Raw genomic sequence first — 11917 nt, forward strand, 5'->3', positions numbered from 1 at the left:
GTGGGCCCCCTGCATGGACGACGAGGTTCATCCATACCCCACTCCGCAGGAGCTTGTGCATGGCTTCTTGTTGCCCTGGGGCCCTCTTGTAAGGCCATGCCTTTCCATCGAAGCATCGGCAGTTGAAAGTCATTGGCCGAAGGGGTGAGTCATGGCGCGTTCAAAAGCCAAGGCGGCGAAGCAGAACAGCCCTGCTCCATCCCCCGTCCCGTCCGCCACAAGTCTTTGAACCGACATTACCGACAAGCGTCCTGGGCAGGCCCTGAGCGAGTCTGTAGAAATGGGGGCAATCATTGGGCGACTGACACGAGCTCCAGCTGTCGGGGGCACGTTCAGCGCCAACACAGGAGCAACCATGTCAAGCATTCTGCGGAGTGTACTGGCAGCAATCTTTCTGGTGGGCTGTGGTGTGGCGACCGATGTGGCCCCAGAGGCAGAACTCGCTTCCAGAAAGGATGGAATCTCTGCCTGTCTTCCGGGGGCCGCTCCGTACTCCACCTGTAGTGGAGGGAACGGCGTCTGCATCTATGTCGAGAATGGGAGTTCCGACGCCGACTGCCGCCCTTTGTGCAAGTTTGGCTGCGGCAAAGATGATTGCTGCACGGGTTATGGGCCCGCAGACTACTGCAATTCGCATAACAGAGGCTGCCCCAGCTACCCGCCGCCGCAGTAGTCGTTCCCGACCTCCTGCGCGGAGTTTCCTCACTTCGGCTGTATGTTCAGATGACTCGCCTGCTGGGCATCGGAGAGGCCACAGTCAGGCGAGTGCTGCGGCTAGCGGCGAGGCACCGCGTGGTGGAGCACCAGCGGCCACAGCTTCGCCAATTCAGCGCGCAGCACCGTGGCACTCGCGTAACGCTCCTCCGGGCGCTTCCGCATCAGCCTGACCACGACCTGCTCAAAGGCCTCCGGCAGCTCCGGCCGCAGCTTCCTCGGAGGCACGGCCGTCTCCTGCACGTGCATCAGCATCAGCGGCACCGGCTGCGCATGCCGGAACGGCAACTGCCCCGTGAGCAGCTCATACGCGACCACACCCAAGGCATACAGGTCCGTGGCCGGTGCCACCTCCGCCCCTGTCACCTGCTCCGGCGCCATGTACTCCGGCGTCCCCAGCGTCGCGCCCTGGGCCGTGTTGCCCATCACATGCGCGCTCTTGGCCAGACCGAAATCCATCAACTTCAGCACGCCCGTGCGCGTGATGAACAGGTTCCCCGGCTTCACGTCCCGGTGCAGCACGCCGTGCGCGTGCGCGTGCTCCAGCGCCACCGTGGCGTGCGTCAGCCACCGCAACGCATTGGCCAGCGTGGGGCGCCCCTCCATCATCACCTGCCGCAGGTCCCTCCCCTCCAGCAGCTCCACCGTCAGGTAATGCCGCTCTCCATCCGAGCCCACGTCGAACACATGCAGGATGTTCACGTGCTCCAGCGCCCGGGCGTGCTCCACCTCCTGGCGGAAGCGCGTCACCAACGCCTCATCCGCGTACGGCACCGCCAGCACCTTCAGCGCCACGCGCTGCTGCTTCTTCACATCCAGCGCCTGGTACACCGCCGACGTGCCGCCCACGCCCAGCCACCGCTCCACCTGATAGCGCCCCGCCACCACCTGCCCCGGGACCAATCCCTGGTGCAGGGGCGTGGGGGGCCGGGGCGTCACCGCCCCCTGGAGCAACGTCCCGCCCGGTGACACGGGCGTGCGCACCTGCGGCAGCGTCGGTTCGGACCCGTCCTCGGCCACGGCGTTGCCCGGCCGCGCGTTCAGCGCCTCCGGGCCCAGGTAGGTCAGGCCTCCGCTGTCTCGGTCCTTGGAATGCACCCGCCCTCCCCTCTCACGGCTCCAGCAACGAGACCGGCGCCGGCGCTCCAGCGCCTTCGAGGTCCAGGTGCGGAGTGGGCAGGTTGTACTCCGCGGCGGCGAGCGTGGCCTCCACCATGATGGGGCCCGAAATCTCAGACGGCTCACCCTGGCAGAGCACCTCCACCACGTGCTCCAGCGTCCACTTGCCCATGCGGCTCACCTCCAGCCGCTGGCCGTTGAACTTCGCCGTGTCCGCCAGCTGCTCGCTCGCGGTGAGCTTCGCCTCCACCGAGTCGCCCAGGTAGCCACGCGCCAGGTTCAGCACGCGGTCGATGACCGCGTTCCAGGCCTGCAGGTGCGTGCGGTCCTGCGCCTCGTCGATGATGTCCAGGCCCACCTGCAGCCGCTCCATGCGCTCCAGGAACTGCTGCACCAGCTTGCCCCGGATGACGCGGCCGTGCTGCGGAGCGATCATCTCCACCGCGGGCGTGAGCTTCCGGATGGCCGCCACCGCGCGCACCAGCGCCGAGTTCACCGGCATGTAGATCTGGTGGAACGCCCGGATGCCATTCCAGTCGGACTCGTCCGCCCAGAGCCCCTGCGCCTTGCTGTCCGTCAGGCCACCGAAGAGGTCGCCCGTGAAGAGCACCCGCGTCTGCGGGTCGTACAGCATCACCGCGCCACGGAAGTGGCAGAACGGCGAAGGCACCGGCAACAGCTTGTGCCCCGTGGGCACGCTCAACCCCGCCGAGAACTTCTCCGTCGGGATGAAGCGGTTGCGCGGCAGGTTGAAGTGGACGATCAACCGCCAGGTGTCCTCGGAGCACAGGATGCTCGCGCGCGGCGAATAGCGCGCCGAGATGATGTTCGCGGACGACCCCACGTCCGGATCCTGGTGGTTGATGAAGAGCGCCGACAGGCGGTCCATCCCGCCAATCAGCGACACCACCTTCGTGTGGATGGTGGAGAAGTCGCTGCTCGACCCGGGATCGATGAGGAGGTTGAACTCGGCGGGTTTCTTCGTCCGCGTGTCCGTGCCCTGAAAACGGCGCAGATACGGGTTCGCGAAGAAGATGCCGCCGGACTCGCGCTTCCCGACCCAGAAGGTCTCGGGGGCGATTTCGACGGCAGTGCGGTTGAGGTCTATTTGTTGGGGGCTGGGGGCGCTGGGCTGGCTCATGGCGTGTTTCCTTCACGCAAACGAGGGGGGTGGAAAGAGAAGACGTTCTTCCCACCCTATCAGCCCCACTCCGATCCCGAGCCGCTTCCTGCCCCCACCACCGGGAGCGTATGAGCGCCGCTTCTCGCTCTGCCGCCCCACGGCAATCAGGACCAAATCAGTCCTCGCCAGACTCCTTGCCTGGCCGGTCGCCGAAGAGCTGCACCCAGCGTCCGTCGAAGCCGCCGTTCTGGGACAGGTACCATGCGCCCGGCAGCCAGAAGCCCTGCTCCTGCCCGTCGATGTCGTCCGTCACGCCCGAGTGCACGAAGTAGTCGTGCTGCCACCAGTAGGAATTCGCCGACGCCGGGTAGCCACTGGCGCTCGCGCGCGTCTGGCCTCGCGAGTCCACCACCGTGCTCGCCCAGGACTTGTCGCCGAACGAGCCACCGCCGCCGCCCGTGTCGGACGCCTTGTCGTTCAGCTCGAACGTGCCGAAGAACCATGCCTTGGACGGGTAGCCCTCGCGGTCGTCCTGGTTCTCCACGTCCCGCGTCTTGGAGAAGAAGCGCTGCATGCCCGCGCTCACCTCCGCCTGCCCCGCCTCGTTCACCACGGGGCTCTCCAGGAAGAAGAACCGGGGTGAATCCGCCAGCCAGTGCGTCGCATAGCCCCCGAACTCCCAGTGCGTGGGGAGGATGTCCGCCACGTCCTGCAGTTCGTAGGTGACGCGCTTCACCGCGGGCCAGTTGGCGGAGTCCCCGTTGTCGTAGCGGCTGGCCAGCGCGTCCGCCGTCGAGTACCGCAGCGGCTGCGCGTTGAACGCCGACACCGCCGCCCCGTCGTCCTCCGGCACGAAGACGTAGTGCAGCTTCTTGCGGCCGTCGTCGTTGTTCACGTCGGCCTCCGCCTTGCCGCCGGACGCCATCCGGCCCGCGAAGAACGAATACGGATCCGTCACGAAGCGCAGCTCCTGCCCGTGCGGCGCCAGCAGCTTGTCGGACCACTCCGCCTGCCAGATGAGCAGGTGGCTGCCCGTGCCCGTCTGCATGAACTGGAGGTCACCGCTGCCCTGCCGGCGCACCACGTTGCGCTTGTGCTGCGTCACCACCGCGAACGCCACGGACTCGCCGCTGCCCGGGTTGCCCACCACGTTGCGGACCTGGAGCTCCACGCGCTCCCAGTCGTGCAGCTGCCAGTTGCCCGCCGCGTTCTTGTCCAGCGCGTGATACAGGTGATACACGAGGACGAGGTTCTTCCCCCCGTCCATGTATTCAATCAGCGACGTGTACAGCGTGGGCCGGATGCGCCACCTGTCGAAGGCGCTGGGGCCCGTGCGCGACGCGTCCACGTACTGGTTGATCTGCTTCCAGTGCAGCTTGTTGTTGGAGAAGTCCCCGTCCTGGTCGAAGTCGAAGTTCGTCAGCCAGTCGTAGCCGTGCTCGTTGCCGTTGCCATTGGCCCGCTTGAAGATGACCGGCGCGTAGTAGCGCAGGAACGCCTGGCGCTGCGCGTTCGTCAGCGACCAGGCCTGCGCCTCGGCTTCCGCCGGAAGACACAGGCCCACCAGGGTGATGGCCGCCAATGCGAGGGGAGCGATTCTCGTTCGGAGGGTGGGCATGGCCGCCTACGAAACCACGGCCCGCCCCCTCCCCTCCACAACGAATCCACGAATTAAAGGCTCAGCATGGATTGCGGACTATTGCTCCATCCGGAGCCGGCCGCCGCCATCCTGGCTTCCGGCGCGCGTAGAGCACGAAGGGCACGGCGCCCAGGGCGAAGACGAGTCCCGCCAGGTTCGCCACGTAGGCGAAGGGTTGTTTCACCTGGAGCTGCTTGGGCGGCACGAAGCCCACGACGAAGGCCAGGACGCAGGCCACGATTCCCACACATGCGAGCAGCGGCAGCGCCGGTGCCCGGTAGCCTCGCGGAACTCCGGGGCGCGTGCGGCGCAGCTTCAACGCCGACACGAACAACAACCCATACATGGGGATGTAGAGCTGGGTCGTCATGGCGGCGAGCGCCCAATAGACCTGATTGACGTCCTTCGCGACGAAGAACGCCAGGGAGAGCAGCGCCACCAGCACGGCTTGCGTCGCCAGGAGCGCCGTGGGGGTGCCGTGGCGGTTGGTGCGCTGGAAGAGCGGCGGCAGCAGGCCCTTGCGCCCCACCAGCAACAGGCTGTGGTTGGGCCCCAGCATCCAGGTGAGCACCGTGCCCAGCGAGGCGAGCAGGAACAGCAGCCCGAAGGCCGGGGCGATCCGCTTCAAGCCATACACGTCCAGGTAGGTCTCGAAGGCCTGGATGAGTCCCGCGCTCAAGTCCAGCCGCTGGTGCGGGACGGCCACGGCGACGCCCAGCGTGGAGAACACGAAGATGAGCGTGGCGAGCAGCGCCATCAGCACCATGGCCTTGGGATAGCCCTGGCGCGCGTCCTTCATCTCCCGGACGTGCACCGCGCTCACCTCCACGCCGCCGTAGGCGAGGAAGTTGCCCACCACGAGCACCAGCCCGCCGATGCCGGACCACGGCGGCAGCAGGTGACTCGCTCCCAGCGGCGTGGCGGAGGCGTGGCCCCCCAGGAGGTACGCCACCGTCAGCACCGTCAGCAGGACCGTGGGAGTCACGATGCCAAGCACCACGCCCCACACGGAGAAGCGCGAGGCGTGCCCCACGCCGTGCACGGCCATCGCCGCGCAGAGGCCGAAGGCCAGGAGCACGAAGGCGCCGTTGAAGGGGCCGCTGAGCGCGAGCCCGGGTGACACGAGGTACGCGACGTTGCCCGCGGCGAAGGACAGCAGCAGGGGGTAGAAGATGATGTTCTGCACCCACTGCTGCCACGCGGCGCAGAACGCCCACTTCTCACCCAGCGCTTCGTGCACCCACGTGAAGACGCCTCCGGGCCAGGTGCTCCCCAGCTCGGCGGCGGTGAAGGCCGCGGGCAGCAGGAAGACCAGCGCGGGGAGGAGGTACAGCACCATCGACCCCAGCCCGTACTCGGACATCGCCGCGACGTTGGTCAGGTTGATGACGGCCGACGCCGACAACAGCCCCATCGCGGGCCAGCCCATTCCCCGGCCCGTGCGGCTCGCGGAGGTCCCAGCGGAAGGTTCGTGCATGGCGGGCCCCCTTTCACCAGGGAGTTCTCTACGGCTCCGCCCCGCGGCAAGGCCGGGCCCCCACCCGACGTACGCGGGTGAAAGCTCGTCTCATCACAAGGCGGTATGCAGAGCAGTGCCTGGCACTCCGGGCCGAGCCGAGCGTTGCCTGTCACGCTCCTCCCGTCTCAACGGGAGGCACTGGGCATCACCGGCACCTTGGGCGCGCGGCCGTAGAGCAGCTGGTAGGTGTTGTAGGAGCGCAGCACGCGCTTGATGTAGCCGCGCGTCTCCGCGATGGGGATCTCCTCCACCCACGCGTCCAGCGGCAGGTCCGGGCTGCTCGCGCGCCAGCGGTTCACCGCGCCGGAGCCCGCGTTGTAGCTGCCCACCGCGTAGGGCGTGTGGCCCTTGAACTTCTTGATGAGGCCACCCAGGTAGTGCGCGCCGAAGCGGATGTTCAGCTCCGGCTGGAGCAGCGCGTCCACGGTGAACTTCTTGATCTTGAGCTCGCGCGCCACGCCCTTCGCCGTGGACGGCATCAGCTGCGTGAGGCCCATGGCGCCGGCCCAGGACAGGGCCTTGGGGTCCAGCGCGCTCTCCTCGCGCATCAGCGCCTGGAGCAGGTCCGGCTCCACGCCCGCGGGCGCCGTGTGCTTCTCAATCAGGTCGCGGAACGCGTTGGGATAGGCCACCTCCCACACCGGCCGCGTCTGCGCGGTGATGCGCCCGCTCAGGTCCTTGCGCAGCGCGAGCCGCGCGATGGCGTGCGCCGAGCGCGCGTCGCCGGACTGCGACAGCACCATCACCAAGAGCCGCATGGACTCCGGCGGCTGGTTGGCGCGGTTCACCAGCATCAGCTCCGACGACACGGAGTCCGGGAAGCCCAGCCGCAGCAGCTCCACGCCCGCGCGGAAGTGCGGATCCTCCCCCATGGGGCCCGCGAACATCGGCCAGGGGCTGGCGGCCTCCGGCACGTCGAAGATGGACGCGGACACGGCCTCCAGCCGCTTCGGGTCCAGCTCGCCCAGCTTCGAGCGCGCCATCAGGCCGTAGTACGTGGCCGGGTGCTCCACCGCGAGCTTCTCCATCAGCTCCGCGGCGCCCTGGATGTTGCCGCGCTCCTCCAGCGTGCGCGCCCGCCAGTAGCGCGCGCGCTCCACGTCGTAGGACTCGTCCGCGTTGGCGAACTGCGCCTCGATGCGGTCCAGGAAGGAGAAGCCTCCGTCCTCCACCTTCGACGTGCGCGCCACCCAGAAGGCCTTGAAGAGCGCCTCGCCCAGGAAGTCGCCCTTGGGGTACAGCCGCGCCACCTCATCCAGGCGCGCCATGGCCTCCTTGGGGCGGTTCGTCTTCACGTACAGGTCGGCCGCGTAGAAGAGCGCGTCGTCCGCGAACGAGTGGTCCGGGAACTCCTTCGCCAGCCGCTCGTAGGTGTCCGGGCCGTGCTGCTGATCCACGATGGAGCGCGACGAGCCCAGCACGTACAGCGCGCGGGCCAGCAGGTCGCGGTCCTTGCACTGCGCCACCACCGGCGTGAGCACCTGGATGGCGGCCGTGTGCTGGCGCTCCTTGCGCTGCCCCTTGCCGAACGCGAAGTGCGCGCGGCACGCGAGCGCGTCCGGCAGCTTCAGCGTCGCGAGCATGGGCTCCAGGATGGCCATGCCCTGCTTGTTGCGGTGCGCTTCAATCAGCGCCTCCGCGCGGCCCACCTTGGCCTCCGCGGGCGGCGTCTGCCCCTTGAGGCGCTTCTCCACCTGCTTGACGATGGGCGACAGCGGCTGGCTGGCCCACAGCTTCCACAGCGCGGCCTTCTCCGCCGCCTTGTCCTTCTTCTCCACCGCGAGGTCCGCCGTGGCGATGAGCGCCTCCGCGCCCACGTTGCGGCCCCAGCCCGTCATCGCGCGCTGGGTGAGCGGCGTCAGCGCCTCCATGGCGCCGTCGTAGTCCTTCTTCTTGCGCAGCACGCGCGCCAGCCCCAGGCGCGCGTCCACGTACATGCGCGAGCCTTCCGGCACCTGCTTGAAGCTGGCCGCCGCGTCGTCCAGCCGGCCCTGGGACTCCAGCGCCACGCCCGCGTGCGTGAGGCAGCGGTCCTTCAGCGCCGGGTAGTCGTTGGCCAGCGCCGCCATCTCCGTGGCCGCCGCCTTGTCGTCCCCGGCCCGCACCGCCGACAGCGCGCGCAGGTAGCGCACCGGCGGGCTGTCCCCTTCGCCCTCCAGCAGCGCGCGCGCCTGGGTGTACTGGCCCTTGTCGAACGCGTCCTTCGCGTCCCGCTTCTTGCCGTCCGCGAAGTACGGCGTCAGGTCCTCCAGCCCGTAGCGGCGCCCTCGGTGCACCACCGGCGTGGGCGGCACGATGCCCGGGAAGGCCGGGTTGAACACCTGCACGTAGCCCACCGGCAACGGCGCCTTGTCCGCGTCCGGCGGCGGCGTCAGCTGCGCCTCCGACGGCGCGTTGTCCGTGCGCGTCGTGGGGGCCTGATCCGTGTCGCCATCAGGGGCCGGAGCGGCGGCCGGAGCCATGGCGGCCGGTGCCGCCGGAGCGGGAGCGGGAGCCGTGCTGGAGTCAGCGGGGGCGGGAGCCTGCGCGGTCAGCAGCGCCGCGGAGGCGAGGAGGGCTAGATGCTGGAGGGACACTTTCATTCGCGGGGGCCTCGGGGACCCTGGGTGATGCGCTCGGGCACGCCCGAGGACAACTGGGAATGGTTGGAAAATTTCCAGCCCCTGACAGAGGTTAGACTGTCCGCCTGCACATGGATATCCGCACCCAGAGCGCTCTACTCGCTTCCATCATCGGTCTGGCGCTGGGCGTGTCCATGTTGTTGCGCCCCCAACGCCCCCGGGTCCTGACGCTCTACTCCGTCTTCACGCTGACGGTCGCCGGGTACTACCTCAGCCTCTTCTTCCACAGCATCTTCCCCGCCCAGGACTACCGCTGGGTGTCGCGCATCGCGCTCGGGGCGACGGTGCTCGTCGTCTCCCTGGTACCCGGCGCGGCGGTCGCCTTCTTCCTCGAATTCCTGGGGGTCAGCAAAAGCGCCCATCAGGTCGGCCGGCGGCTCGCCCTCCTGTCCGGCGTGCTGGGGCTGACGGTCGCCGTTACACCGTTGGCGGACAAACCATGGGCCCGGCTGGCGCTGGGTGCCTGGGTGCTGGGCACGCTGTTCACTTCCGTGTCCTTGCTGGTGCACCGGGTGCGCACGACGGAGTCGCGCATCGAGCAGTTCCGGCTGGCGTACCTGGCCATTGGCGCGGGCGCGGCGGTGCTGTTCAACGGGTTGGACTTCCTGTCGCGCAACGACATCCCGTTCCCCACGCTGGGCCCCGTCTTCGCGACGCTCTACCTGTTCTTCCTCGCCCAGACGCTGTTGCGGCTGCGGCTGATGGACCTGCACGAGCTGCTGGGGAAGATCGCCTCGCAGACGGTGCTGGCCATCATCCTGGCGTCGGTGTTCACGGTGCTGACGGCGTGGGTGGACGAGAACACGTCGCTCTTCGTCTTCAACACGGTGGTGGCCGCGTTCGTCATCCTCATCCTGTTGGATCCGCTGCGCACCAAGGTGGAGGAGATGGTGGTGCGCATCTTCTTCCGCGAGCGCTTCGCGCTGCTGGGCACGCTGAGCACCCTGCGCGTGCGCATGGCGTCCGTCATCGAGATTTCAGAGCTGGCGCGCGTGGTGCTGGACGCGCTCCACGAGACGGGGCGCGTGACGCACGCGTCGGTGTACCTGATGGCGGAGGACCGGCCCGGGTACCGGCTGCTGGATTCGCGAGGGCCGCTGCCGGTGGCGCTGCTGGACACGGCGGCGGCGCGCGGCGTGCTCTTCGCGGTGGCCAGCGGGCAGAAGGCGGTGCTGCTGGAGAACATCGAGCGGCGCATCTCCGTGATGCGGGTGCAGGCGGTGGAGGGCAAGCGCTTCCGGGACGAACTGAAGCGGCTCAACGACACGCGCGCGGCGCTGCTCCAGATGAAGGCCGGCATCAGCGTGCCGCTGATGGGCAACGACCGCGTCATCGGCTTCCTGAACCTGTGGGACGAACGGGTGCCGGAGGCGTACGCGTCGGATGAAATCGCGCTCATCCTGGAGGTCTCCGAGCGGATGGCGACGGTGCTGGAGAACTCCAAGCTGTACGAGAAGATCCGCGAGCGGGACCGCCTGGCCGCGCTGGGTGAGATGGCGGCGGGCCTGGCGCACGAAATCCGCAACCCGCTGGGCGCCATCAAGGGCGCGGCGCAGTGCCTGGACCCCAAGAAGCTGCCGGGCGAGGACGGCGAGTTCCTGGACGTCATCGTGGAGGAGGTCAACCGGCTCAACGGCGTGGTGACGGCGTTCCTGGATTACTCGCGGCCGCTGAAGCAGAACTTCGGGCCCACCGACCTCAACGAGGTGGTGACGCGCACGATGCGGCTCATCCAGAACGACATGCCGGCCACGGTGGAGCTGGCGGTGGAGCTGGATCTGCGCCTGCCGCGCTCGGAGGGTGACGCGGAGCAGCTCAAGCAGGTGTTGATCAACCTGGTGCAGAACGCGGTGCAGGCGCTGGGGCCGCAGCCGGGCCGCATCACGGTGCGCACGGAGAAGCCGGAGCGCTTCGGCGACCTGCGCAGCGCGGGCGGCGAGTTCGTGGAGGTGCGCGTCTCCGACACGGGCCCGGGCATCCCGGCGGATCAGCAGCCGCACATCTTCGTGCCCTTCTTCACGACGAAGCAGAAGGGCACGGGGCTGGGGCTCGCCATCTGCCAGCGCATCGTGAAGAACCACGGCGGCAGCATCAGCGTGCAGAGCAAGGCGGGCGAAGGCACCACGTTCATCATCCGCCTGCCCGCGCTGCCTTCCGAACCGGTGGAGGCCGCGCTGCCGGATGGCACGCCCGCGCCGCCCACGCGCCCCTCGCAGCCCGCCCTCCCCGTCCCGGAGGAGCTGCGCGAGCCCGCGCCCGCTTCGAAGACGCCCGAGCCCAAGCCGAAGAAGGACAAGCGCCGCCGCGCGGGCTGAGCTTCGCCTGAGCTTCGGGGGAAACGGCCCCCGGCATCCCGTTTCCGGGGAAGACCCGGTAGGCTTGGGGCGCCATGCAGGCGTGCCCCTTCTGCCAGACGACGATGCGCAACACCTACTCCCGGGGGTTGGTGCGCGACGAGTGCGGTGCCTGCGGTGCCGCCTGGTTCGAGGAGGAGATGCTGGCGCGCGTCGTCGGCGGTCCCACGCTGACGGCCGTGTTCGAAGCGGCGAAGGGCAAGCCCGGGCGGTGCAAGGGCTGTGAGGCGTCGCTCCAGTACGTCCCGGGCTGTCCGTCCTGCGGGCGTCAGGCGCCCACCTGTCCCACGTGCGGAAACGCGCCGCTCCCCGAGGTGGAGTTGCGGGACGTGGCGGTGGACGTCTGCACGAAGTGCCGGGGCGTGGCGCTGGACGCGGAGGAGCTGGCGAAGCTCCAGAAGGCCGCGGAGCCGAAGCCGGAGCCCAGGCCCGCCGCCGCGGACTTCGAGCACGAGTACGACCCCAAGAAGAGCCTGAGCCTCTTGCCCAAGGTGCGCATCGGCGACGAGCCGGCCTGCGTGACGTGTGGCCGGAGGATGGACGTGCGCTACGGCTTCGTCTGGGAGGAGCTGCTGTACTGCGGCAGCTGCGCGCCGGAGGGCTCCGCGCCGTACACGGACGAGCTGACCAAGGCCCGGCCCAGCGAAGCCTACGGCCGCCGCGCCAGGCACCTGAACAACAGCGCCGCGGAGTCCGCCGTGGTGTGGTTCCTGTCGAAGATCTTCAAGTAGCCGCGGTTGTAACAATTCTGGTTACAAATCCGCGCGCCGAGTAGCGCATTTGTCACATTGAAACATCCCTCCGGATTGTCGCACCCTGCCCGGGCAA

The 11917-nt window shown here is 68.6% G+C and carries 7 protein-coding genes; 2 read left to right on the forward strand and 5 right to left on the reverse strand.

Annotated elements, in window-relative coordinates:
* Positions 1–774: 774 nt before the first annotated feature.
* The 5 genes from D7X96_RS12565 to D7X96_RS12585 form a co-directional block, all read right to left on the reverse strand.
* Complete coding sequence (locus D7X96_RS12565; RefSeq protein ID WP_121769803.1) at positions 775–1812, reverse strand: serine/threonine-protein kinase; 1038 nt, start codon at positions 1810–1812, stop codon at positions 775–777.
* A gap of 13 nt (positions 1813–1825) precedes the next feature.
* Positions 1826–2974 (reverse strand): oxygen-binding di-iron domain-containing protein, encoded by a 1149-nt coding sequence (locus tag D7X96_RS12570; protein ID WP_121769804.1) that lies wholly within the window; start codon positions 2972–2974, stop codon positions 1826–1828.
* 157 nt (positions 2975–3131) lie between these two features.
* Positions 3132–4574, reverse strand: a complete 1443-nt coding sequence (locus D7X96_RS12575; RefSeq protein WP_121769805.1) for a hypothetical protein — start codon at positions 4572–4574, stop codon at positions 3132–3134.
* 61 nt (positions 4575–4635) lie between these two features.
* Entirely contained in the window at positions 4636–6072 is a 1437-nt protein-coding gene (locus D7X96_RS12580; protein WP_121769806.1) for an amino acid permease, read from the reverse strand.
* Positions 6073–6239: 167 nt separating this feature from the next.
* Complete coding sequence (locus D7X96_RS12585) at positions 6240–8696, reverse strand: transglycosylase SLT domain-containing protein (protein WP_121769807.1); 2457 nt, start codon at positions 8694–8696, stop codon at positions 6240–6242.
* Between the two features lie 110 nt (positions 8697–8806).
* Between D7X96_RS12585 and D7X96_RS12590 the strand changes: the two genes are divergently transcribed.
* Both D7X96_RS12590 and D7X96_RS12595 read left to right on the forward strand, forming a co-directional pair.
* Positions 8807–11050 carry an ATP-binding protein gene (locus D7X96_RS12590; protein WP_121769808.1) on the forward strand — a complete coding sequence of 748 codons (2244 nt, stop codon included), beginning with the start codon at positions 8807–8809 and terminating at the stop codon, positions 11048–11050.
* Positions 11051–11124: 74 nt separating this feature from the next.
* Entirely contained in the window at positions 11125–11820 is a 696-nt protein-coding gene (locus D7X96_RS12595; RefSeq protein WP_121725142.1) for a TFIIB-type zinc ribbon-containing protein, read from the forward strand.
* Positions 11821–11917 lie beyond the last annotated feature (97 nt).

Origin of the sequence: Corallococcus interemptor (genome assembly GCF_003668875.1) — a bacterium.
Lineage (GTDB): Bacteria > Myxococcota > Myxococcia > Myxococcales > Myxococcaceae > Corallococcus > Corallococcus interemptor.

Bases quoted from the DNA above. Each gene is read 5' to 3' on its own strand.
- D7X96_RS12570 (WP_121769804.1), bottom strand. From the start codon at position 2,974: ATGAGCCAGCCCAGCGCCCCCAGCCCCCAACAAATAGACCTCAACCGC.
- D7X96_RS12580 (WP_121769806.1), bottom strand. From the start codon at position 6,072: ATGCACGAACCTTCCGCTGGGACCTCCGCGAGCCGCACGGGCCGGGGA.
- D7X96_RS12590 (WP_121769808.1), top strand. From the start codon at position 8,807: ATGGATATCCGCACCCAGAGCGCTCTACTCGCTTCCATCATCGGTCTG.
- D7X96_RS12575 (WP_121769805.1), bottom strand. From the start codon at position 4,574: ATGCCCACCCTCCGAACGAGAATCGCTCCCCTCGCATTGGCGGCCATC.
- D7X96_RS12595 (WP_121725142.1), top strand. From the start codon at position 11,125: ATGCAGGCGTGCCCCTTCTGCCAGACGACGATGCGCAACACCTACTCC.
- D7X96_RS12585 (WP_121769807.1), bottom strand. From the start codon at position 8,696: ATGAAAGTGTCCCTCCAGCATCTAGCCCTCCTCGCCTCCGCGGCGCTG.